25 protein-coding genes are annotated in these 24120 nt (G+C 45.4%); 7 read left to right on the top strand and 18 right to left on the bottom strand.

Annotated features, from left to right (window positions below):
- Positions 1–82 precede the first annotated feature (82 nt).
- The 4 genes from ytpR to BSU_29845 are packed head-to-tail and all read right to left on the bottom strand — an operon-like array spanning position 83 to position 2006.
- Entirely contained in the window at positions 83–688 is a 606-nt protein-coding gene (gene ytpR, locus BSU_29820; RefSeq protein ID NP_390860.1) for a putative tRNA binding enzyme, read from the bottom strand.
- A 15-nt stretch (positions 689–703) separates the two neighbouring features.
- The gene (gene ytpQ, locus BSU_29830; RefSeq protein ID NP_390861.1) at positions 704–1513 is read right to left on the bottom strand and encodes a conserved protein of unknown function (iron homeostasis); all 810 of its coding nucleotides are present in this window, start codon (positions 1511–1513) and stop codon (positions 704–706) included.
- Positions 1514–1527: 14 nt separating this feature from the next.
- Positions 1528–1851: a putative thiol-disulfide oxidoreductase with thioredoxin domain gene (gene ytpP, locus BSU_29840; protein ID NP_390862.1), complete on the bottom strand. Its 324-nt coding sequence runs from the start codon at positions 1849–1851 to the stop codon at positions 1528–1530.
- Positions 1852–1889: 38 nt separating this feature from the next.
- Positions 1890–2006, bottom strand: coding sequence for a hypothetical protein (locus BSU_29845; protein ID YP_009513998.1), 117 nt, complete (start codon positions 2004–2006; stop codon positions 1890–1892).
- Positions 2007–2085: 79 nt separating this feature from the next.
- Here BSU_29845 and ytoQ point away from each other — a divergent pair, with 79 nt between their 5' ends.
- On the top strand, positions 2086–2532 hold the full coding sequence (gene ytoQ / locus BSU_29850) for a putative enzyme with sugar binding fold (RefSeq protein NP_390863.1): 447 nt from the start codon (positions 2086–2088) through the stop codon (positions 2530–2532).
- 54 nt (positions 2533–2586) lie between these two features.
- Here the strand turns inward: ytoQ and ytoP are convergent, their stop codons facing one another.
- Entirely contained in the window at positions 2587–3660 is a 1074-nt protein-coding gene (gene ytoP / locus BSU_29860) for a putative modified amino acid aminopeptidase (RefSeq protein NP_390864.1), read from the bottom strand.
- A 158-nt stretch (positions 3661–3818) separates the two neighbouring features.
- Between ytoP and ytzB the strand changes: the two genes are divergently transcribed.
- Complete coding sequence (gene ytzB, locus BSU_29870; RefSeq protein ID NP_390865.1) at positions 3819–4136, top strand: hypothetical protein; 318 nt, start codon at positions 3819–3821, stop codon at positions 4134–4136.
- 52 nt (positions 4137–4188) lie between these two features.
- Here ytzB and maeC read toward each other — a convergent pair whose 3' ends face one another.
- The 3 genes from maeC to trmB form a co-directional block, all read right to left on the bottom strand.
- Entirely contained in the window at positions 4189–5889 is a 1701-nt protein-coding gene (gene maeC, locus BSU_29880) for an NAD-dependent malic enzyme (conversion of malate into pyruvate) (protein ID NP_390866.1), read from the bottom strand.
- A gap of 81 nt (positions 5890–5970) precedes the next feature.
- Positions 5971–6741 carry a putative quorum-quenching lactonase gene (gene ytnP / locus BSU_29890; protein ID NP_390867.1) on the bottom strand — a complete coding sequence of 257 codons (771 nt, stop codon included), beginning with the start codon at positions 6739–6741 and terminating at the stop codon, positions 5971–5973.
- 145 nt (positions 6742–6886) lie between these two features.
- Positions 6887–7528, bottom strand: coding sequence for a tRNA (guanine-N(7)-)-methyltransferase (trmB, locus tag BSU_29900; protein NP_390868.1), 642 nt, complete (start codon positions 7526–7528; stop codon positions 6887–6889).
- A gap of 206 nt (positions 7529–7734) precedes the next feature.
- Here trmB and ytzH point away from each other — a divergent pair, with 206 nt between their 5' ends.
- Entirely contained in the window at positions 7735–8013 is a 279-nt protein-coding gene (gene ytzH / locus BSU_29910) for a hypothetical protein (protein ID NP_390869.1), read from the top strand.
- On the opposite strand, the gene ytmP is transcribed toward ytzH, so the two are convergent.
- From ytmP to ytlP, 5 genes are all read right to left on the bottom strand, one after another.
- Positions 8014–8628, bottom strand: coding sequence for a putative kinase/phosphotransferase (ytmP, locus tag BSU_29920; RefSeq protein ID NP_390870.2), 615 nt, complete (start codon positions 8626–8628; stop codon positions 8014–8016).
- A gap of 362 nt (positions 8629–8990) precedes the next feature.
- Positions 8991–11147 (bottom strand): pullulanase, encoded by a 2157-nt coding sequence (amyX, locus tag BSU_29930; RefSeq protein NP_390871.2) that lies wholly within the window; start codon positions 11145–11147, stop codon positions 8991–8993.
- A 25-nt stretch (positions 11148–11172) separates the two neighbouring features.
- Complete coding sequence (ytlR, locus tag BSU_29940; protein NP_390872.1) at positions 11173–12102, bottom strand: putative phospholipid kinase; 930 nt, start codon at positions 12100–12102, stop codon at positions 11173–11175.
- Between the two features lie 48 nt (positions 12103–12150).
- The gene (gene ytlQ / locus BSU_29950) at positions 12151–13065 is read right to left on the bottom strand and encodes a putative hydrolase (RefSeq protein ID NP_390873.1); all 915 of its coding nucleotides are present in this window, start codon (positions 13063–13065) and stop codon (positions 12151–12153) included.
- 25 nt (positions 13066–13090) lie between these two features.
- The gene (ytlP, locus tag BSU_29960) at positions 13091–13642 is read right to left on the bottom strand and encodes a putative RNA 2',3'-cyclic phosphodiesterase (RefSeq protein ID NP_390874.1); all 552 of its coding nucleotides are present in this window, start codon (positions 13640–13642) and stop codon (positions 13091–13093) included.
- 148 nt (positions 13643–13790) lie between these two features.
- Here ytlP and ytkP point away from each other — a divergent pair, with 148 nt between their 5' ends.
- Positions 13791–14726, top strand: a complete 936-nt coding sequence (ytkP, locus tag BSU_29970) for a putative cysteine synthase-like enzyme (RefSeq protein ID NP_390875.1) — start codon at positions 13791–13793, stop codon at positions 14724–14726.
- 33 nt (positions 14727–14759) lie between these two features.
- Here ytkP and ytjP read toward each other — a convergent pair whose 3' ends face one another.
- Entirely contained in the window at positions 14760–16151 is a 1392-nt protein-coding gene (ytjP, locus tag BSU_29980; protein ID NP_390876.1) for a putative promiscuous peptidase/deacylase, read from the bottom strand.
- Between the two features lie 96 nt (positions 16152–16247).
- On the opposite strand from ytjP, the gene pbuO reads away from it, so the two are divergent.
- Positions 16248–17546: a hypoxanthine/guanine permease gene (pbuO, locus tag BSU_29990; RefSeq protein NP_390877.1), complete on the top strand. Its 1299-nt coding sequence runs from the start codon at positions 16248–16250 to the stop codon at positions 17544–17546.
- A gap of 39 nt (positions 17547–17585) precedes the next feature.
- Here pbuO and ythQ read toward each other — a convergent pair whose 3' ends face one another.
- Positions 17586–18743, bottom strand: a complete 1158-nt coding sequence (gene ythQ, locus BSU_30000) for a putative ABC transporter (permease) (protein NP_390878.1) — start codon at positions 18741–18743, stop codon at positions 17586–17588.
- The gene (gene ythP / locus BSU_30010; protein NP_390879.1) at positions 18740–19450 is read right to left on the bottom strand and encodes a putative ABC transporter (ATP-binding protein); all 711 of its coding nucleotides are present in this window, start codon (positions 19448–19450) and stop codon (positions 18740–18742) included. The genes ythQ and ythP overlap by 4 nt, the downstream gene beginning before the upstream one ends.
- A 290-nt stretch (positions 19451–19740) precedes the next feature.
- On the opposite strand from ythP, the gene ytzE reads away from it, so the two are divergent.
- Positions 19741–19962 (top strand): putative transcriptional regulator (DeoR family), encoded by a 222-nt coding sequence (ytzE, locus tag BSU_30020; RefSeq protein NP_390880.1) that lies wholly within the window; start codon positions 19741–19743, stop codon positions 19960–19962.
- Positions 19963–20082: 120 nt separating this feature from the next.
- On the opposite strand, the gene rsuA is transcribed toward ytzE, so the two are convergent.
- Together rsuA and murJ are read right to left on the bottom strand one after the other, a co-directional pair.
- The gene (gene rsuA, locus BSU_30035) at positions 20083–20802 is read right to left on the bottom strand and encodes a 16S rRNA pseudouridylate 516 synthase (protein NP_390882.2); all 720 of its coding nucleotides are present in this window, start codon (positions 20800–20802) and stop codon (positions 20083–20085) included.
- A 68-nt stretch (positions 20803–20870) separates the two neighbouring features.
- The gene (gene murJ / locus BSU_30050) at positions 20871–22505 is read right to left on the bottom strand and encodes a lipid II flippase (RefSeq protein ID NP_390883.1); all 1635 of its coding nucleotides are present in this window, start codon (positions 22503–22505) and stop codon (positions 20871–20873) included.
- Positions 22506–22706: 201 nt separating this feature from the next.
- Here murJ and ytfP point away from each other — a divergent pair, with 201 nt between their 5' ends.
- Positions 22707–23969, top strand: coding sequence for a putative NAD(FAD)-utilizing dehydrogenase (gene ytfP / locus BSU_30060; RefSeq protein ID NP_390884.2), 1263 nt, complete (start codon positions 22707–22709; stop codon positions 23967–23969).
- Positions 23970–24120 lie beyond the last annotated feature (151 nt).

The raw sequence follows: 24120 nt of genomic DNA on the forward strand, positions 1-24120 counted from the left end.
GCTATCAGCAGAAACAAAGCCGCTAAACAAGGGCTTAGCGGCTTTTCACATGATTCGTTTTTTTTGGCGGATTTATGGGAGTCTAAAACTGAAATGCGTCTCCCGCCTCATAGTCTCCTTCTAACACAAGGATTCCTTTTTCAGCAGGGGCATCCGGCAAATCAAGCTCTTTCGCTGAGCAGATCATCCCGCTTGACGGAACGCCACGAAGCTCTGCATCCTTAATGACAAGTCCGCTAGGCATCACAGCACCGACTTTGGCAACGACAACTTTTTGGCCTTGGTCAACGTTAGGCGCGCCGCAGACGATCTGAAGCGTTTCTTCTCCTACGTTGACTTTACATACGCTTAATTTATCCGCATTCGGATGTTTTTCTTTTGATTCTACATAACCCACAACAAACTTCGGAGATAAATCAACGACTAATGTTTCTTCAACGCCGTTTCTGTTTAAAATCTCATTCACATCTTGCACGAATGTTTCTGAGAGCGCAACAGGGCCGTTTTCATCAATGGTCAAGTAAGAAGACGCATTGAAAATGTTGAAGCCCGTTGTTTCTTTTGTTTCGTTATTGAAAATTTTGACGACGTCGCCGTGTTTTTCATAGCCTAATTGTTCGCGTGTCACATCTTGAAGAGAGATCAGGAGCGTGTCTCCCACACCTTCTTTATTATAAAAAGCGTTCATAAGTAAAAATCCTTTCTAATCCTTTTTCGGACGGCTTTTCGCCAGGATAAACACCGGTTCCAGCTTTCCTTCATTGTACAAAAATGATAGGGCGGTAATCGGGACGGTGCCGCCTGCAAAGAAGCTCATCGACATTTGTCCTAGAATATCATACCCCGATTCATTCCGGATGTCAGCAAGAATCAAAACGTCCTGATGAGGAACAGAGATCGCCAGCTCACCTTCTGCATGCTGCTTATACTCATTTAAGATCGCTTCGTTCAAAATCCGGCTTGCGTCGTATCCGTCGTTTGCCCTGAAGAAATAAAAGTAATTGCCGGCAACCGTATCCTCTTTGACAACCGTCGGCAGGGAACGGAGATTAAATGCGGCCGTCTCTCTGATCCGCTCTTTTGTCCAGTTTTCTTTCTCAAGCATGCGCTGGTCAATTAAACGGTAGGTTTTCCCGAGATCTAGCGCGTAATAAATTCTTGTCTCTGCGGTATGATCGTCATAAATGAGCGGGATATCTTCGCTGGACTTGTCCGGGAAGGAAGTCGAGCGGATGACCGGATAAATGCGAGTTTCTTTCCCGGTCATTTCCTGAGCCTTCCCTTCCATTGCCGTCATCGCTTCGGAGACATAGTACACGATCTCATCAATGGCTTCGTCTTTTTTCAGTTCCCATTTTGCAATAATCGGCGGCAAATCGAGTGTAATCCCTTTTTTAGTCGTTTGATCCTCAACACGGAGGGTGTCTTTTTCTCTGTCAAACAGAAAGGAGCGATTCTCGTGCTGAAGGCGCTGCTTCAGTATATCTGACAGCTTCCTTGAGGTCATTTTCAAACCGATGTCCTCCTTTACGCTTTAGCGAGAGAGTCTGTTAAAAACTGTTCAATTTCTTCTTTTGTTTTGCGGTCTTTGCTCACAAAACGATTTACTTCTTTTCCTTCATTAAACACCACAAAGCTTGGGATTCCGTAAATTTCCCACTCTGCACATGTATCAATGAATTTGTCACGGTCTACGTAGTAGTAGGTGAATTCAGGGAAATTCGCTTCCAGTTCAGGCAGGAAAGGCTCTACAAAACGGCAATCCGGGCACCAATCGGCCGAAAACATAAATACAGACCAATCATCCTTTACCGCTTTTTCCAGCTCTTGAGTTGATTCAATTTTTTTCATTTCATATCCCTCCAGTTGTTTATGTTCTTACATGTTTTTTATCGATACTCGTCCATTTGGATCATACCAAACTGCTTGAGGCAAAACCACTTATATGCAACGAATGAATATGTAAGATTGGCTTTCCCATTATCATTATCATATTTTATTTGCATTATCAAGCTCGTTTCGTTTAACATCGTGTACATGAGGGTGAAATTTACAGATGGATATACATAAGGAGGGATTTTTATTATGGAGTTTATCGTCTATTTAGCAGGAGAAATCCACAGCAATTGGCGCGAGGAAATTAAAGAAAAAACAAAATCACTGAAGCTCCCGATTACGTTTGTTGGCCCGATGGAGAATCATGACCGCTCAGACAATATTGGTGAAGAAATTATGGGCGTACAGCCAAATGCCGTTTTAAAGGATGACAAAGCCTCTGACATCAACAACTTCAGAACCGCCGTCCTGATGAATAAAGCAGACTTTGTGATCGCCCTGTTTGGCGAAAAGTACAAACAGTGGAACACGGCAATGGATGCATCATATGCGATCGCAAAAGGAAAACCCCTGATTATCATCCGGCCGGAATCGCTCCACCATCCTTTAAAAGAGCTTTCCAATAAAGCGAATATTACGGTTGAAACCGTTAACCAAGCCATTAAGGCCCTTTCCTATCTATTTGAAACAGAATAAGAAAAAAGCTTGTCGATCCGGGCTTACTGCTCGTTCAACAAGCTTTTATGAAACCTACATATTTTCTTTAATCGCATCCACTGTCTGCTTATCGCAGGCTGTTACAAGTTTGATGAGCATTTCTTTAGCAGCAGCATAATCATCAATATGAATGATAGTAGCGTTTGTATGAATATAGCGGGAACATATTCCGATAACCGCTGACGGCACACCGCTGTTCGAAATATGAACCTTGCCTGCGTCTGTTCCCCCGCCGGATACAAAATATTGATATGGAATATCATGCGTTTCAGCCATATCAAGAACGAATTCCCTCATTCCGCGATGCATGACTGTCGTTCTGTCAAGAATGCGCAGCAAAAAGCCTTTTCCAAGCTGGCCGAATTCATTTTTGTCTCCGCTCATATCGTTTGCCGGGCTGGCGTCAAGGGCGAAAAACAAGTCCGGTTTAATCATATGAGAAGCCGTCTGCGCGCCCCTTAGCCCTACTTCTTCCTGAACCGTTGCACCCGCATAGAGTGTATTCGGAAGCTCTTTACCGTGTAATTCCTTCAGAAGTTCAATGCTTAAGCCGCATCCATATCTGTTATCCCATGCTTTTGATAAAATTTTCTTTTCATTCGCCATCGTCGTAAACGGACAAACAGGCACGATCTGCTGTCCCGGTCTAATGCCGATTTTGATGGCGTCTTCCTTATCATCCGCTCCAATGTCGATCATCATGTTTTTGATATCCATCGGTCGGTTTCGCTGCGCATCTGTCAATAAATGCGGCGGTATGCTTGAAATCACACCCGGAACCGGCCCGTTATCTGTTTGAATTTCAACCCGCTGCGCAAGCAAAACTTGGCTCCACCAGCCTCCGAGCGTCTGGAATCTGAGCAGCCCGTTGTCTGTAATGGATGTCACCATGAAGCCGACTTCGTCCATGTGCCCGGCTACCATAATTCTCGGTGCGTCCTCTGCGCCTCGTCTGACTCCGAAAACACTTCCCAGTCTGTCCTGAACGATGTCATCTGCATATTTGGCTAGCTCCTGCTTCATAAAAGCACGAACCTGATGCTCATTGCCCGGCGCGCCGGGAAGCTGCGTCAGTGTTTGGAAAAGCGCTTTCGTTTCTTGATTCATGTTTTCCCCTCATTTCTATGTAGTCCTTTTATTTTATTAGAAACAATGAAGTTTTCCAAGCACTCTGACCCAATCTGCTCGATCAGCCGCGTATTGCTTAACAGGATTTGGCTGTTTCTGTATAATGAAAAGTACGATCAACCAGGAGGTGCTTTATTTTGAAATTGCGTCATCTTCTTTTAGGAGCAGGACTTGGAATTTGTACGGCTGTCGTTGTGAGACAATATGTGATGAAGCCTTATATTTCTTCAGAAAAAGCGCTTCGAATTGTAAAATCTGCTTTTAAGCAGCGGGGCCCGATTGACGGATCATGGATTTACACCCAGCCGGAGCCCTACAATATTAACGGAGAAACGGTACAGGTATACAAAACCGGCATTACACGATCAGCTTTCGGAGAATTAGAACAGTATGAAGTCATGGTGGATGCGAAAACGGGAGAAATTGTTGATGTCATTGATACAATCGCCTCTTAACACCGGACAAGCAAAAAATAGAAGCCGCTGCCTATGCAGCGGCTCTTTTTTATTATATCGCGCGAATCGGTTTGTATACCGGATACCACATCGCATCCTGCACTGCCTGTATAATGTCTTCAGGCTCTTCCGTAGCGACGCCTTCCTTCATTGCGGTTTTTGCAACTTCAACAGCAACGGTTGCCGAAACAGTGCGCAAATCTTCAACTTTTGGAAGCATCGGCGCCCCAGGCACCCCGACATTGACCATACCTGCGATTGCCCGGGCACATGCTTCAAACATGCCGTCGGTAATTAATTTTGATTTTGTAACAATCGTTCCAAGACCGAGACCAGGGAAGACAAGCGCGTTGTTTGCCTGCCCGATATGATACGTAACTCCGTTATATTCAACTGGCGGGAACGGGCTTCCTGTCGTGATCAGCGCACGGCCTTCTGTCCATTCGATTAAATCCTCCGGCTTTGCTTCAGAAAGAGTTGTCGGATTTGACATTGGCAAAATCGCCGGCCGTTTCACATGTGACGCCATTTCTTTTACAATTTCTTCAGTGAAAGCGCCGGAAACCGTAGATGTGCCGATCAGGATCGTCGGTTTCGCCTGCCGAACCACTTCAAGAAGATCAATGCCTCCGCCGTCTCCGTTCCGCTGATAATCCTTCACTTCATCAGCCGAACGGGCATACGGCTTTTGGAAATCAAGAAGCTGATCCATATCATCTGTTAACAGCCCGTTCCTGTCTATGCACCAGAAGCGCTTGTATGATTCTTCTTCACTCAGTCCCTCGCGCACCAATGCTTCCCGCAGCTGTTCGGCAATTCCGATTCCTGCCGTTCCCGCTCCGAATATAACAACTCTGTGATCTCTCAGCGGAACTTTAGACGCTTTTGCACAGGATAAGACTGCGGCCAAAGAAACAGCGCCAGTTCCTTGGATATCATCATTGAAGGTACACACTTTATCTTTATAGCGTTTCAAAATGCTTCGCGCGTTTTTCGCCCCGAAATCCTCCCAATGCAGCAATGCATTCGGAAATGTTTCTCTCGCCAGCGCAACGTAGTCGTCAATAAATTGGTCATAACGTTCCCCGCGCACTCTGGAATGCTGGTTGCCGACATAAAGCGGGTCGTTCAAGAGGCTCTCCTGATTTGTCCCCGCATCTAAAACAACAGCCAGCACTCTGCTCGGATCAATGCCCGCAGCCGCTGTATAAACCGCCAGCTTGCCAATAGAAATTGCGATTCCTCCGACGCCCCAGTCACCGATTCCTAAAATTCCTTCCGCATCAGTTGCAACAATTAAATCGATCGTATCGCTTTGATCTTTATACTGTTTAAAAGCTTCTTTCATACCGTCCGGGTCATCGATTGACAGATAGAGCCCTCGTGGTTTTCTGTATTCATGGCTGTATCTCTGAATTGCCGTTCCGACTGTCGGTGTGTAGACAATCGGGAGCATTTCCCCTAAATGGTCATTTAACAGGCGGTAAAACAGCGTTTCATTCCGATCGTGCAGCGCCGTTAAATAGACATTTTTGCTCAAATCGTCAGGCTGTGCGGAATATTGTTCATACGCTCTTTTCGCCTGATCATCAATTGTTAATACCTTGGGCGGCAGAAAGCCTTTTAAACCAAGTTCTTTTCTTTCTTCCTCAGTAAAAGCAACACCTTTGTTCAAAAAAGGAACAGAGAGCACTTCAAGGCCTCTTAATGTTGTTTGAATGTCTCCTTCGTTTGTTACTCTGAATTGTTTCACCCTGCCTCTTCCTTTCTGAGCATAATAGTACTAGGTTTGCATTATTAGCCGGAAAACATGCAGGGTAAACATAAAAATATGCTATCGCTTCATTCGCTTAACTGACTTTTTGATGCTTCCGTCCTCCTCCCATTGAAGGGCGCGATACTCGGCATCATGGTAAAAAATAAACCAAGCATCTTTTTCTGCTGCGAACGCCTGCCATTTCTGCTTTTGCGGGATAGAGGTCATCGGATAATCATCGTAAGCCAGCACCCATAGCGGATTGCGGTGGGCATGTGTCGGCATCAGATCTGCCATATGTACGGCAGTTTCACCCGCATCCTCGCATATCAGGACACTGTGTCCGTCGCTATGGCCTCCGGTGTGATGCATTGTAATACCCTCTGTGATCGTTAAGGTGTCTTCAAAGGTTTTGACTTGGCCAGCTACAGCCTCCCAATTTTCTTTCCAATACGTATTTTTCGACCTGATATTCGGATGGCGCATTTCGTCCCATTCAACAGCTGATGTATAAATCACTGCATTCGGAAAGACAGAGACGAGCCGTTCACCTTCATATTCCGTTAAACCGCATGCATGATCAAAATGAAGGTGTGTCATTGCGATCACATCTATATCGGCAACCGTTAATCCGAGTGCAGCTAATGAGGGTTTCACATTCGACTCTTGTGTCACGCCATAGTTTCGTTTTTGTTTATCAGTCAGCTTGCCGTACCCAATTCCGGCGTCAATGATGATATTGAGCCCATCCTTTTGAATCAAAATAGGGTCTGTTCTTAGTTCAATCTGGTTTTTTTCATTGACTGGATATTTTTTAGACCAAAGCGGCTTTGGCACAACGCCGAACATGGCGCCTCCGTCCATATGCGTCACGCCTCCGTCAAGCCAGGTCAACGTGATGTTTCCAATTTTCATTGTTTCCATTTTCACCCCCCCCTATCATCATGGTAGCAAACGGCCCATAAAAAAAACAGACTCCTGTCAGAGTCTGTCTTTACGTTCTCCATTCAACCTCAGCCCGATAGATCGGCTGGCCGAGTGCAGAGAATTTTTCTTCATATTCTGTCATAATATTGCCTTCCAGATTGCTGTTATGCAAATCGAGACTGACGTATGTCAGCAGGAGGCCGTACTCAGAGAAGCTCTTCAAAGAGTACTCAAATAAACCTCGGTTGTCCGTTTTAAAATGAATCGATCCGCCTTTGCCCATTACTTCTTCATATTTTTTGAGGAAGTGGGAATATGTCAGGCGGCGTTTTTCATGCCGTTTCTTCGGCCAAGGATCAGAAAAGTTCAAGTAGACCCGTTTCACTTCCCCCGGCTCAAACACATCCGTCAGCGTGTCCGCATCTATATTCAGAAGCTTTACATTCTGCGCTTCGCTGTCTTTTACTTTTTGGACGGCTGTCACGATGACGCTTTTAAATAACTCAATACCAATATAATTGATGTCGGGATTTTGTTTGGCCATACCAGAAATAAATTGGCCTTTTCCTGTACCAACCTCGATATGGATCGGATTGTCGTTGCCAAACACTGTGTTCCATTTCCCTTTATAATCAGCAGGATTGCTGATGGCAATATCTGCGTTTTCAGCCAAAAAGTCATCAGCCCAAGGCTTGTGGCGCATTCTCATATGATTGACACCTCTATCTATTATTTCGACTAACAACATACCATGAATTAAAAAGACCCGCAAGCTCGTTTTTCCAGTGTATCTCTCTTAAGGCCGAGCGCATAAAAAAAGAGGGTCCCGTCTGCTGGAACACTCCTTTCCCATGTATAAAAACGCTCTGTTTTGAACAATTTAACCCGTATGATACTGAAGGGATGTGTACCGTTATGGGTTTACATTATGAGCATCAAGTTCATTTATTGAAGGATATATTGACTGACCATCAATTGGACTGCTGCGGAACAGTCGCAGAGTACGAGCAGCTTGAGCGTGTGATTAAATCACTGATGGCAAACACCGAGCTTGATTCAAATTTCAAAAACGTGCTTGAAGATGTTTACCGCTACAGCCAATCAGGAATATCGTCCAAATCCATCGACTCACACATACAAGAGCATCAGAACAGCCTGTCTCAATGGGTAGAGCAAATGGATTCGTATTCCTGATTAATCAACAATTCGTTTCATGAGGATATGCAGCTCTTCCATTGCATCATGAAATTCCTTATCATTGCCTTTTGCTTTATGCCAGGCAATGAAAGTAATTGTTTCAGATAACACATACCAAGCCATTCGCAACCGAAGGCTTTCTGTCAGCTCTATGCCGTACATGCTCAGCCAGCTCTCCCAAGCTGGCTTTTCGACGTAGTGGTACAGCAAAGGCCCGAGGTCCATCGCCGGATCAGCGATCATGGCGCCGTCCCAGTCAATTAAATACAGCTGGTTGTCTTCAGACAATAGCCAGTTATTATGATTGACATCACAATGGCAAACGACTTTCTCACCGAAATGCACTTCATGCAGGTGTTCTTCCAAATACTTGATCCCTTCTTGAATCAGCGGCGAAGATTGCTGCACAGCAAATACAGCCTGCTTCAGCTGAGACAAAAGAGCCCCCGGGTTCAGCGGTTCTTTTCCAAGTCTCTTCAGCATGTCCAGCAAGGCTTTTGATGTGTGTATTTTACGAAGCAATTCAGCAACGGGCCGTCCGCTCATGTCTTTAGGCTTCAGCTCTCTGCCGGTCATCCAGTGCTGGGCCGTAATGACGTCCCCATTTTCCATCCGTTTTGTCCAAACCAGCTTCGGAACAATGCCTTCGGCGGATAAAACAGCTAAAAAAGGTGAGCTATTACGTTTTAAAAAAAGCTGCTGCCCGTTATGTTTCGCATAATATGCATCTCCTGTAGCTCCTCCGGCGGGGAAGATCTCCCAATCGCTACCTAGTAATTGTCCCAACCAGTTCATATCAATGTTCAACCCATCATTTCTTAAAATATTTTAGAATTAAGGCTAATCGTTTCTAGTCTATCCAGCGAATGCCTTTTTCGTACGAATCGTATAAAAATAAAAAAGACAGCTATTGAGAGTCTCATATGCTAATCAATAGCCGTCCTTTAAATTTTAGCGCTATAGCACAAACTTCGTCAAGCAAAACTCTTAAGATCTGATGCTAAATATAAGATAACCGTTCCGATGCCGTTTACTGCAACCGTTTTCTTGATTTCTGTTGGGTCTTCCTGAAATCCTGATGGATCACATAAAAGCCGATAAGGTATGTCGTTTGGCAGCCTCCACTCGACGGAGTCTGGACTCGCGTGATGGATAACAATGATATCTTTCCATTCGTCAACCTCGTCAAGATCATAAAGCCTGTATGCGATAAGGTGTTCTTTTAGCGTCAAGCATTCAAGATGGCGCTGGATGTCTGCAGCGGACCTAAGACGGAATGCAGGATGCGCTTTTCTCAGCGAGATCAGCCTGCGGATATAGTGAACATCTTCTTTGAATGTTTCACGGCGATCCCAGTCGAGCTGGTTGATGCTGTCACTGGATTGATAGCTGTTTTCCACTCCCTGCTTCGTCCGGAAAAATTCCTGGCCGCTGTGAATAAACGGCACCCCTTGGGCAAGCAAAATAATCGCGGCTGCAAGCCTTTGCCTGCTTCGCTTTCGGCTGTCATTTTCTTGAGGAAGCGCAAAGCTCATTTTATCCCAAAAGGTGTGATTGTCGTGTGATTCGACATAATTGATGGACTGGCTTGGTTCCGGAACAATCGGTGCTAATGCCTTCCATCCGGAAGACCCGGCAATTCCATGCATCACAGCTTGTGCTGATTCACCGTTGCCGAGCGCAAACCCTGTTGCCTTAAGGTGAAAGGTGTTCCCTTTTACAGCGTCACGAAACATATCATTAAAAAAGCCGATGCCCGGCATTCTTGGCGCGTTCGCCAAAGCAGCTTTCTGTTCATGCGGCAGCGGTGTAGCCAGGTCCCACCCTTCTCCAAAAAGCAGGATTCCGGGCTTTGCCTTAGTTGCTTTCTCTTTCATATAAAGCACGGTGTCAATATCTAAAATCCCGAGGAGATCAAAGCGGAAGCCGTCAACATTGTATTCTTCAAGCCAATAGACCACGCAATCCGCAATGAATTTTCTTGCCATCCTTCTTTCTGATGCAATATCATTGCCAACGCCGGTGCCGTTTGATGGCATCCCACATTCGTCGTGCCGGAAAAAATAACCGGGCACTGTCTTTTCAAAGGGGGAATTCTCCCTCTTATACACATGGTTAAAAACAACATCCAGAATGACTCGCAGACCGTGCTGATGCAGGGTATTGATCATTTGTTTCAGCTCTGTTTTTCTCGTTTGAGGATCATGAGGATTTGAGGCATAGCTTCCCTCCGGGGCAAAGAAATGAAGCGGGTTATATCCCCAATTGTATGCATCAAGCGGCTTCTCTTCATCAACTCCGGCAAAATCATTCACCGGCAGAAGCTCCACATGTGTCACACCAAGCTCTTTTACATACGCTAATCCCGAAGAACTGCCATTTGCGGTTTGTGTATCAGTTTCCGTCAGCGCTAAGTATTTTCCCTTGTTTATCATGCCGCTGTTTTCATGGATGGAGAAGTCGCGAAGATGCGTCTCATAGATGACGGCATCCACAGGGTGTGAGAATGGTTTAAGAGGAGCAGTCCATTTCATTTGATCCGGGCGCAAGACGACGCCCTTCTCTCCATTTACAGTCACAGCCTTGGCATACTGGTCAACTGTTTCCATCCATTCTGAATTGTTGCAGATGCAAAACAAATACTCATATCCGTGAAGGTCACCTGTGACCGTAACGGCATAGACGCCTTTTTCCAAGCGAGTCATTTGGAATGTGCGCCCGCTTTTATTGGGGTGTGAAAGCTTGACAGCAGCTGAGGTTGCAGCAGGCGCCCATACTTTAAATACGGTATGATCCGCGGTATAAACGGCGCCCAGCTCTCCGTCATAATAAAATTCGTCATCAAACGCTGCCGTCCGGATGACCGCGCCAATTTGGAGATCCGTTTTGTGGCCGCTGGATGCTCTGACGCAATGGATTTTTCCAAATGTCACAGGATGGTCGGATACGCAGACGTACTTGTATTTTGCTTCAAGGGAGTATTCCTCCCTGACAGCCAGAGGAAAATCTGTTATTTCTGTCTCAAGCCGAAACGGCGGTGTCATGATTTCCTTTTGTTCAGCAGGAATCAGAACAGTAATGATATTCATGTCATCGACATACGCTTCGAAGCTGCGGCGGATGCTGACCATCGGAAGCTCTCTCCTCCAAACACGTTTATGTTTTGATTCTTAGGGGTGAAGGACTAGATGCCAGACGAAACGGGGTAGTGCCCATGATTTCTCCGTCAGCATGGAACGGGATTTTGTCCTTCGTGTAAAATGTAATGTCCTTCGCTTTAAACATCGTAACGCCATCCATCTTTGTATGTTTTCCAAATGCCATGAGACATAAAAGCCAATATTTTTTCAAAAACGGCTGGTTTTCAACGATTACGATATCAAATGTCTTCTCGCGCGGATTTGCTAGGGGCGCCGCCTTCATGCCTCCCCCGTAAAACGGATGGTTGGATACAACGGCAAACCAGACATCATGAAATTCGCGCGTCTCGTCTTCCGTCGTACAAGCTAATGTAAACGGCTTAAAGGTTGCCGAAGCGTGCAAATGAGAAAGCGGATACACAAGAAATCGAAGGCGGAGAAAAAGAAAAACCCGTCTCAACGGAAATTCCATCGCCTTTTTATTGACATATGCGTCAAACCCGATCCCGATATGATTCATAAAATAAAGAATCTGTGATTTATCCTGAAGGAAATTGACGCTCCCTAAATGAAAGGTTCTTGTTAACGGGCGCTTTACCTTCTTGATTTCCTGTATCAGATCGATTTTTTTAATAGAGAACCCTCGCGAAAAATCATTATACGCGCCCGCCGGCACAAAGCTCAGCTCAATATCGTCAACATCTTTCAGCCCGTTGACAACTTCATGCATGGTTCCGTCTCCGCCAATGACGATCAGGCGCTTCAGCTTATATTCCTGTATCGTTGAAATCTGTCTGGCGAGCACCTCGGCGTGTCCCGGATGTTCAGTTAAAAATGAACGGTGCTCAACCTTTCGTTTGATCAATTCTTTTTGAATGGACTTCCAAACACGCAGGCCGTTTCGATGTCCTGCTGTCGGATTAATAATAAAAAACCAATGGCTCATCTTTCTCACCTGCTTATGTTATGAGAAAACCGCTCAAATCGTTCTCTTTTACTCCAGCCACTCCTGTCTGCGATAGGAGTCAGACATGCAGTAAGACAATAGAGCCTTTGCAGCCTTTACCTGATGATGTTTGATCGGAGCAGTGTTTTTCTTCTGCCGCTCAATCCATTCTTCCGCGCTCCGCTTATCCGCTATTTCTAAGCCGTATGGCGGCTCCGGGTAATCGATGTACGACGTTCTGCTCAGAAGCAATTTTCGAACCGGAATCTCAGCCTGTTTTTCCTTTACGATCTTTGACACAACCGAGTCCGTACGAAACAGGCTAAGCCCTGGATTTAACACTGATGCAGTCTGAGAGGCTGTTTTCTTGTCCCAAAAACGATTTTTAGACCCTATGTAGACACTGTCTTCCTCAGCCTCTAAAAAAGAAACGCAATAAATTTCCAGAGGAGAAATAATCACAATGCTTAATTCAACCGCCGCCTGCTGAATTTTCAGCACAGGCTTATACATAATAAAATAAGAATCAGGCAGCTGCTGGGTCAGATAACGCAAAATGCGGTCCTGCTTCACTTGGTTTGAGAGTTGAGATATTTCTGAAAGAGTAGAGCTTGCCCATTTGAGCTGAAAATCATATAAATGCCTTTTATAAAAAGAAGCAAGCGCCACCCTGCTCTTCGGGAGCCTTACATGAATATCTTCTTCGTCCTCAAACCATTGGTGTCTCTCTTCTTGTATATCGGCTTTTATCTCTTCTTTTCTTCTTTTCAATGAAAATTTTTTTCGTTTCTGCACCGGTTCCGGTTCTTCAGCACTGGCTTGCCTTTCTTCATGCTGGCGCTCCGCTGCTTCTACTAGTGAAAGCCAGCGCTCTTTTTTCAAACGTACAAACTGGTTGATATAATGGTACGGATCAAGCTCATATCTCGATATATAATCATGAATTTTGATGATTTGTGCCATGTTTGTTTCTCCACTCCGCAATGAATTAAGATAATTGAAATTTGAATATTTCCTCGTATTTTGGTGATTGGTTCAAGTGTATTTGAAAGAGCGAAAATCGTTCAGCCATCATCGAAACCTCGCCGCTTTCAAACGGAACATGAGCTGGAAATCCATCTTCGCCTGTCCATTTTCTTGCCAGCGTCATATGAGGATGATACGGTCTTTTTTCCACTTGAAAGCCGGCCTGAAGTACAGCCTGCTTCGTATGTTCCCGCAGTCTATCAAGCGTTTTGTTTTTCTTTGGCTCCAGATGTAAAACGCGCGGCTTTCTGCGGTCGCCGAATACATCTATCTTGCCAAACTTAATTGAAAATGGATCAATTTCTGAAGCAATCTCTGCTAGCGAACCTTCAAGCTTCTTTATTTGTGTCTCATCCGCCGCTCCGAGAAAAATTAACGTGATATGATAGTCAAGCGGGTGCACCCATTTTTGAAACGTCAATATCGGTTCGTTTTTCGCAGCCTGGTAGATCGGATTTGCAATTCCCTCAGGTATGGGAACGCCGATGAAATAATGAGGCCGTATATCTGGCATCCGTCTGACACTCCCTTCTTTGACAGCTATTATTTTATCAATAAAGAGGCTGTGCGGATAGAGGAACAGTGTATGAAAACACTCTCGCACAAACGTTTATTATGTTAGGATATTATATGACACTTGTTTTATTCAGAAAGGAATGACAATGTTGAAAATCGTTGCAAACACAGCTGATCTGATAGGAGATACACCGCTAGTGAGATTGAATCGGCTTCAGCCGGAAAATGCGGCACAAGTCTATTTAAAGCTTGAATTTTTCAATCCGAGCGGCAGTGTGAAAGACAGAGCCGCTTATCAAATGATCATAGAAGCTGAACAAAACGGTTTACTCAAGCCGGGATCAGTTATTATAGAGCCGACAAGCGGAAATACCGGCATCGGGCTCGCCATGAATGCGGCAGCACGCGGATATAAAGCAATCTTAGTTATGCCTGATACGATGACGAAGGAACGGATCAACCTACTTAAAGCTTACGGTGCAGAGGTTGTATTAACTCCCGGAGAGGAAAGAATGCCGGGCAGCATCAAAAAAGCGAAGGAGCTTGCCGAACAAATTCCGAACAGCTATATTCCAATGCAGTTCGATAACACTGCTAATCCTGATGCGCACCGAAAAACAACAGCGCCTGAAATCGCCCGGGCAATAGAGGAAATCGGAAAACCGCTCGGCGCTTTTGTAGCCTCCTCTGGAACGGGCGGAACCATTACCGGAACAGGTGAGGCGCTCAAAGAGCTTTTTCCGGATATCACGGTTCATGTTGTTGAGCCAGCGGGTTCGCCTGTATTATCCGGCGGAAAACCTGGCGCGCATAAACTTGTAGGAACGAGCCCAGGCTTTATACCGCCGATTTTAAATGAAGACGTTTATGATGAAATTATCAAAATCTCTGATGAAGACGCGTATACGACGACAAGACGGCTTGCTGCTGAAGAAGGAATTCTTGTCGGTCCTTCATCAGGCGCTGCCTGCTTCGCGGCAATCGAAACAGCGAAACGCCTCTCTCCTGACAAAGTTGTGGTCTGCATGACAGCTGATACAGGAGAACGGTACTTATCAACTGATTTATGGTCATTTATTTAAAAAAAGGACTGGCTTCAGCAGAAGCCGGTCCTTTTATTTTGCAAGCTCGTAAATGGCCTGAGCATATAACGCTGTCGATCTCAGCAGGTCATCAATTTCGATATATTCATCCTTTTGGTGTGCGCTGTCAGGGCGTCCGGGGAACAGCGGGCCGAACGCGACACCGGCTTTTAAGGATCTCGCATAAGTCCCCCCGCCGATTGAGATTAAATCAGCTTTTTTACCCAGCTGGCCTTCATAAACCTTTTGCAGGGTTTTGACTAACGGATGATCTGCGGACACGTGATGCGGCTTGCTGTCTTTGAATTCTCCCAGCTCAAATTCAGATGCGCTTTCGAATGTATCGCGGATCACTTTGCTTTCTGCTGTCACAGGATAGCGGATATTGATCCCGAGCTCGCCTCCTTGCCCTTCTTTATAGCGCAGTGTTCCGACATTTAATGTCAGCTCTCCGCTGATTTCATCCTCACAGTCGATGTCCAGTTTTTTTCCTCTTGTATCACCTGAGAACTTATCTGTCACAACTTGCACAAACCGCTTTCCTGCATCGTCAAGCTCAGTCTGCTGGAGAAATTCGCACAATAAAATGCCGGCATTGATCCCATTGTTCGGTTCCATCGCATGGCAGGAAAGACCGTACATACGCAAAATGAGCTGTCCGTTCTCTATTGCAGCTTCCCCTTTTTGGTCCGTCGTGCGGAGCATGTCTTTAAATGAAGACAGAATCTCTTCATTTTTCGGCCCTTCAATGACAGCTTCCGCAGCGTCGGGCACCATGTTTAAGCGAAGGCCTGATTGAAACGAGACAAGCACTGCCTTTGGTTCAGCTTGATTTGGGCGGTGCGGAATAAGTAAAGAAGCATCGATGATCCCTTTTTCCGCATTAATGATCGGAAAATCGGCGTCAGGCGCAAAGCCCATTGTTGGCATTTCTTCATGCTTGAAATAATGCTCTACGCATCTCCAATCACTTTCTTCATCTGTTCCGATAATCATTCTGACTCGCTTGGACAGGGGCAAATTCATGTCTTTCACGATTTTCAGCGCGTAGAATGCCGCCATTGTCGGGCCTTTGTCATCAATGGCGCCCCTTGCATAAATCCGTCCGTTGCGGATTTCAGCTGAAAATGGATCACTCGTCCACCCATCTCCCGGCGGCACGACGTCAACATGGCAAAGTACGCCGATAATGTCATCGCCCTCCCCCCATTCAATATGACCTGCGAAGCCGTCAAGATTTTTTGTTGTAAAGCCTTCTTTTTCTCCAAGCTCCAGCAATGAAGTCAGGCTGGCATTTACCCCTTCTCCAAACGGTTTACCGGGTCCGGCGGTTGTTTCGTCCATGACACTGTTGATTCTCAAAAATTCCTGTGTATCACGAATTAAATCCTCTTTTTTTCTGATCACTTCAACTTCCCAGTTCATAATGATCCCCTTTCCGCAAGAAATGACTTGCAAAAACCAAATAAAACGAATAATATTAATGGTGTTTTGTTAAAACGTTCGTAATTGGAGGATACTATGTTTCATCTAAAAGAGCAGCAAACATCCATAAAGCAAGAAATCATAGCAGGGCTGACGACCTTTTTCACAATGGTCTATATCGTCGTGGTCAATCCGGTCATTCTGGCTAACGCCGGGGTTCCTTTCGACCAGGTTTTCACCGCAACGATTATTGCCTCCATTGTCGGAACGCTGTGGATGGCCCTGGCAGCAAATTATCCGATTGCTATTGCGCCCGGCATGGGCTTGAACGCTTATTTAGCCTTTCATGTCGTAAGCGCAAGCGATGGCGGCATCACGTACGCAACAGCTTTCAGCGCAGTATTTACAGCAGGGGTTCTCTTCATTATTCTATCGTTAACGCCTTTAAGAAAACAACTTATAGAAGCGATTCCAAACAATTTAAAATACGGGATCACAACAGGGATCGGGCTGTTTATTGCTTTTATCGGTTTGCGTCAAGCGGGAATTGTGGCAGCTGATGAGTCAAACCTGGTCACTCTCGGCAATCTGCATTCACCTGGTGTTATCTTAACGCTGGTCGGCCTTTTGATCAGCGTGGTCCTGATGGTGCTGAATGTAAGCGGCGCTTTATTTATCGGAATGGCAGCTACCGCTTTGATCGCCTTTTTCACCGGTCAGCTCCATTTTTCAAAGGGATTTATGTCGCTTCCTCATTTGCCGGAAGGATTGATGATCTCAAATCCATTTACCGCTTTTGGCGATGTCATTCATCACGGCCTGTACGCTGTCGTCTTTTCTTTTCTATTAGTCACCATTTTTGATACGACAGGCACGATGATCGGAGTTGCCGAGCAAGCCGGGCTGATGAAAAACAACAAGCTGCCGAACGTGCGAAAAGCGCTGCTTGCTGATTCAACCGCGACGACAGTAGGAGCTGTTTTCGGCACAAGTCCGACGACTGCATTTATCGAGTCTTCCGCCGGTGTCGCAGCCGGGGGAAGAACGGGGCTTACGGCTTTGACTGTCGCGGTGATGTTTGCGGCTTCAATGTTTTTCAGTCCGCTTGTCAGCGCCTTGTCAGGTATAGCCGCCATCACCTCGCCTGCTTTGATTATCGTCGGCAGCCTGATGATGGGCTCAGTTTCCAATATGAACTGGAAAGAGATGGACGAGGCATTTCCTGCGTTTCTCGTCATTCTAGCCATGCCTTTGACCTCGAGCATTTCTACAGGAATCGCGCTTGGCTTTATTTCGTACCCAATTGTAAAAGCGGCGCGGGGAAAATGGAGAGAGATTCATCCGCTCGTCATCGTTTTCGCCATTCTGTTTTTCATCCAGCTGTTTATTTTATAAGGATAGACCAAAAAACCCAAACGTCGCCGTTTGGGTTTTTTATGTAAACAATAAAGAGACAGCGGCCGCTAAAAAACAACAGGCGGCAAACGCATAGTGCAGGATGTTGATACAGCTTTTTCTGGCCCGATAATATTCATCACTTTCCTTATCGGTGCCAATTAAAAAAGGGGCATCCATGACCTTGTCAAAAATAAGCGTCAGGATATAACGGCAAACCCCTGTGTATACCAGCAGCGCAATCACCTTCAGCCAAATTGGGGAAACAAATATGAGAACAGTGAAAGCTGACAGTAGCATGTACATCTGCCTTGCATACTCGCCATTCCTCAGCATAACTTTAAAAAACAACTCCTTATAGCCTGTGCAGATCGTTCGTCTTTTAAATATCCTTTTTGAATTTCGGTATAATAATGGTTTTCTTCTCATCCTGTCTTTTACTTTTGGCATTCCCGCCTCCTGACTCATCATCATCACAAGTCCTGCAAGGGCAAGCCTGCTTTTTTTCTCTTCAGTCACCTCAGCTTCAAAAGCCGTGAACGAGGCTGTCTTTTTCAAACTGCGGATAACTGAGAAAAACAAAAATAAAATGCCAAAAAGCGCAAGCAAGTGCCGCTCAGTAAAAACAATCAGGATAGCAGAACCAGCAAAAAGAATAGCTCTGACAAGGGTATCGCCAATCCATCTCGAAATGGAGCGCGGCTTTCTGATCCTGTCTTGCTTTAAGGATAAAAAGAATATATGAAGGCCAAACAAATAACACAATAGAGCAGTGCTTTCTGCGAATGTGATGAGAACAGAATGACTGATCAAGGGAAGGACAATGAAAAAGAGAAGCAGCCATTTAGCCAGCGTGGCCAGAAAAGAATACAAAAGCGCATACCGTTTGAGCTGATAGATGATTTCCTTCTTTTGCAGCAAAAACACTTTGTCCGCTTCCATTAAAAATGTACGAATCGAACCTGTAAACATGATCAGCACACACACAGCATACAGCCATCTCCATTCCGCCACTTCAGACCACTCATAAAGAAGGCCTCTTCCGTTCATCAAATCAATATACTGATAGATGACAAAAGCAATCGCCGGCAAAACGATATAGAGAGCGACTGTCCAGTCAATGACCGCATGCAACACTTTAAACTGATACTTATAATAGTCAAACAGCCTTCGAAAAAAGAGCGTACGCCCGTTCATAGCCGATCACCTTGAACTGCCTTATAAAAACAGTCAAGCAATGACTGCCCCTCTAATCCGGTCTTGTCCTGAACATCTTTTAACGTGCCTTGGAGAAATAATGAACCTTTCTCAATCATATAAAACCGGTCACAGATTTTTTCCGCGGTATCGAGTACATGCGTGCACATAAGAATTCCGGCTCCACGTTCTTTTTCAGCCTTAAGCATGTCCACAAAGCGTTTCGTCGATATCGGATCAAGGCCGATAAACGGTTCATCAATCACATACATATCCGGCTTAGAGAGAAAGGCCTGGATAAGCATTAGTTTTTGCTGCATGCCCTTCGAAAAGGTGACAGGCAGCTCATGTTTGACATGATCTAGCGAAAACGTCTGCAGCAGGCTTTGGGCCCGATGCGCAAATTCACTCTCTTCAATGCCGTGAAGTGTGCTGATCAGATCCAAATGCTCCCACAGCGTCAGTTCTTCGTAGAAGGACGGATGCTCCGGAATATATGCAAATGAACAGTCGTTCCAGGCAATATGCCCTTTAAAATCTTCTGAAAGGCCGAGTATCGCCTTGATTGCGGTGCTTTTTCCTGCGCCGTTAGCTCCGATCAGTCCAACCAGTTCCCCTTTTCTGACTTCCAGAAAAACATCGGTGAGCACTTTTTTTCGGCTTGTATACCCGGCCTGTTCTATTGAAGCTTCAAGCAAATTTGTCAAAACTCACTCACCTCCAAAATTTACTACGAAATAGAATAAAAAAAGTTTCTTTAACCATAATAATATTGAGCCGAAATACATAGTAATCCAACAAGGATGGCTGCCCAACGCGAAATTGGAAAAAATTAATAGGAGTTATCCCTAGATTCATCACTGCAATATCGTGTATAATGAGGGCGAATTATTTTAACAATTACAGATGTCTGCCTTTGTTGCTATTTCGTACGCAGTTGATAGTCGTGAGTTGTGGTTAGTCAAGTCCATCCGATCTTATGATAGGGAGTGGTTTTTTGAAACCTTCAACAAACCGTATGCTAACTCGAATCAAATCAGTTTACATGTTTATTCAAGAAAAAGGTCTTGTGACAACACAGGAACTGGTTGACGAATTCGGCATTACACCTAGAACGATTCAAAGAGACTTAAATGTGTTGGCATATAATGATCTTGTTCATAGTCCAAGCCGTGGCAAGTGGGAGACAACGAGAAAGAAAGTAAAGATTACCTCATAAATTGAAAATTACATAGGGCCGCCTGAGAGCGGTCCGATAGATAACAGGGCGAAGAAACTACTGAGCCTTGTTTTTGTGTGCTTATAAATAAAACCCCGCATTCGGTATGCGGGGTTTTTGTCATGCTTGCGGCTCATTTAGCAAATGAAGCTCTTCCTCTGTCAGCTCACGGTATTCTCCGGGTGCCAGAGCGGGATCTAGGGAAACGCGTCCCATCGAAAGCCGCTTCAGATAAACCACTTCATTGCCGACTGCCTTTGCCATTTGCTTGACCTGATGGTATTTTCCTTCTGTAATTGTCAGATATATAACGGTATTGCCACTGTCGTTTGTTTTGATTTCCGCTTTTGCCGGCTTTGTTTTATAGCCGCCCTCTATGTAGACACCCGTTTCCAAATCGGAAATGTCTTCCCGAGAAATCTGTGATTTTAAATGGACTTCATACGTTTTTGGAACATGCTTTTTAGGAGAAAGGAGCCGATGTGCGAGCTGGCCGTCATTTGTGAGCAGCAAAAAGCCCTCTGTATCTTTATCAAGCCTGCCGGCTGGAAATGGCTCAAATCTCATCTCCTCCGGCGTCAGCAGATCGACCACTGTTTGCTGCCGGCTGTCCTCAGTCGCCGACAGCACGCCCTGCGGTTTATTCATCATAAGATAAATGAACTCTCGATAATCAACCGGTTCCCCGTATACGGTCACCTCCTGCGTATCAGGATCAACGTGCTCCTTTACATCTTTGGCAGGTTTGCCGTCGATCATCACGGCTCCAGCCTTCACAACGGCTTTGACTTCTTTTCTGGAACCATACCCGCTGTTGGCAAGCAGCTTATCAAGTCTCATTCCCAATCTCTCCTTTATAAAAGAAAGCCCGCAGCATGCGAGCCCTCAGTTTCATCATATCTAGTTCATCAGCCTGCATGTCTGCCTTTCCTAAAGAAACCTGGCAAACGGCGGCCTAAAATTTTCTGCAAAAATCCTAATCGGTAGCCGCAATACAGGTAGACAGCTCCGCCAACAGCGGCCGCGATCACCACAACAATCGCAGCTTGCATCTGGCCATCCTGATAGGAAATAAAGAAGCCTAATACCCACTGCACGATTTTCACGGCAATACCCATAATGGCTGATAAGACCAGCATCAAAACAGTTCGTTTAACAAGTATCTTATACGAATAGCCTGCATGGCGCTTAATCATGATAAACCCATATAAAAGGGAAGCGATATATCCAAGCGCCGTCGCTAAAATCGCTCCGTCAGCCTGCATCAGCTTGATCAGCGGAACATTCAGCACAAGCTTGATCACGACACCGATCACAAGGCTGACAACCGCAAATTTTTGCTTATTGATGCCCTGCAGAATAGCTGCGTTGACTGTAAACAAAGAGAACAGAATTGCGACAGGCGAATACCAAAGCAAAATGTTTGCCCCCAGTTCAGGATGAAGGCTCTCTGACCCGTAAAAGAACGTATACGTCGGTCCTGACAATAGAGAGATCCCGACAACAGCCGGAATAATTAAAAACAGGATCGTCTGCATCGTTTGATTAATCTGCTGATTTAACAGCTTATAGTTTCCGCTTGTAAACGATTCAGTAATCGTTGGAATTAATGTCAGTCCAAAAGCAGTTGCTAGGGAAACCGGGATCATCACGAGCTTCTGAACATACAGGGTTAGAATCGCAAGCATGTCCTGGCTGATGGCTTGATGACCGGCTTCAATCATCGCTTTGTTAAACGTATTTGTATCAATATAGTTATACAAAGGGATGGCTAGTCCGACAAAAACGTACGGAGCAGCATAGCTGAACAGCTCGAAAAACATTTTCTTGTAGCTTAGGTTTGCTGTCGGACCCGTATTCGGCATCATCGCCAGCAGGCTGCCCTTCCGTTTGTTCCAATAAATATAAAGCACGACCAGCCCTCCGAAGGCACCGATCAGCGCTGCGAAGGTTGCATAGCCCACAGCGATGACAAGGCCGCCGTTGAAAACCTTCAAAATCAAGAATGTCGCACTCAATAGAAAGATGATGCGGACAATCTGTTCAACGACTTGGGAAACAGCTGTCGGACCCATCATTTGGTGCCCTTGAAAGAATCCGCGGACAAGGCTCATAATCGGTACGACCAAAAGCGCTAAGCTGACCATGCGGATGACATAAACGACATGATCAATTGTCAGGCCGTTATTATCCTTGCCTCCCAGCGATATTTCCGCAAACATCGGAGCCGATAGATACAGAATGAAAAAGGCTATCATTCCTGTGACTAGCATAACCGACATGCCCGCCTTGAGCATTTTCCTGCTTGTCTCATAATCCCCTTTTGAATTATATTTGGAAACAAATTTAGAAACAGCGGCCGGAAAGCCCATCGTAGCAATATTCAAAAATAAAGTGTATTGGTTGTATCCGTATTGAAATAATGCACCGCCTGTCGCCCCGACCATAATGCTGAAGGGAATTAAATAGACCATCCCCAGAATCCGCGATATATATGTACCGAGCGTTAATACAAACGTGCCTCTTAACAGTTTGCTTGACATGTTTCTTCATCACCATTTTCTACGAAGATTCAACTTTTCTATTTTACCACAACTGGGCATTTAGACGGTAATAAATACAAAAGCAATCCTGTGAACATTCATGTCCGCGGCAAAAGACGTTTAAGGAGCGGCTTTCTTTCGCTATAATAGTACTGCGGACGGGTGTCCGCACACGAAATGAAAAGAAAGTTGATGATAAAGATGAAACAATATGACGTAATCGTAATCGGCGGAGGCCCTTCAGGCTTGATGGCTGCGATTGCAGCAGGAGAACAGGGCGCTGGCGTGTTGCTGATAGATAAAGGAAATAAATTAGGACGGAAACTCGCGATTTCCGGGGGCGGCCGCTGCAATGTGACGAACCGCCTTCCTGTGGAAGAAATTATCAAGCACATCCCCGGCAACGGGCGTTTTTTATACAGCGCGTTTTCTGAATTTAATAATGAGGACATTATCAAGTTTTTTGAAAACCTCGGCATTCAATTGAAGGAAGAGGATCACGGCCGGATGTTTCCTGTGACCGACAAAGCCCAAAGTGTCGTTGACGCGCTGTTAAACAGGCTAAAGCAGCTCCGCGTAACAATCAGAACGAACGAGAAAATTAAATCTGTTTTATATGAAGATGGACAGGCAGCAGGGATTGTGACGAATAATGGCGAAATGATCCATAGCCAGGCAGTCATTATTGCTGTCGGCGGTAAAAGCGTGCCTCATACCGGAAGCACGGGAGACGGCTATGAATGGGCTGAAGCCGCGGGCCATACCATAACAGAGCTGTTTCCGACAGAGGTTCCCGTCACTTCTGGCGAACCGTTCATTAAGCAAAAAACACTTCAGGGCTTATCACTAAGAGATGTAGCCGTCAGTGTGTTAAATAAAAAAGGCAAACCGATTATCACACATAAAATGGACATGCTGTTTACCCATTTCGGCCTCTCAGGACCTGCCATTCTCAGATGCAGCCAATTTGTCGTAAAAGAGCTGAAAAAACAGCCTCAAGTGCCGATCAGAATCGACTTGTATCCGGATATCAATGAAGAAACGCTTTTCCAAAAGATGTATAAAGAACTGAAGGAAGCACCGAAAAAAACCATTAAAAACGTGCTGAAGCCTTGGATGCAGGAGCGCTATCTCCTATTCCTGCTCGAAAAAAACGGCATCTCTCCGAACGTATCGTTTTCTGAGCTGCCGAAGGATCCTTTCAGACAATTTGTAAGGGACTGCAAGCAGTTTACTGTCCTCGCAAATGGCACACTGTCGCTTGATAAGGCATTTGTCACGGGAGGCGGGGTATCTGTAAAAGAAATTGACCCGAAAAAGATGGCTTCTAAAAAAATGGAGGGGCTTTATTTTTGCGGTGAAATTCTGGATATCCACGGCTACACAGGCGGATACAATATTACCTCCGCCCTTGTCACAGGCAGGCTTGCAGGGCTAAATGCCGGGCAATACGCCCGTTCTTAATCATTACTCTTTAAATCTCTTGCCGCCAAACTCACATTTGAACATTCCCCGCATTCATGTTAGGGTGAGACTTGTTTTGTTTCACCTGATTGCGGGGTAATTTTAAGAGAGGAATGAGCTGCCATCGTACGACCATACTAAGCCTGCGAGC

Origin of the sequence: Bacillus subtilis subsp. subtilis str. 168 (genome assembly GCF_000009045.1) — a bacterium.
In the GTDB taxonomy this organism is placed as follows: Bacteria; Bacillota; Bacilli; order Bacillales; family Bacillaceae; genus Bacillus; species Bacillus subtilis.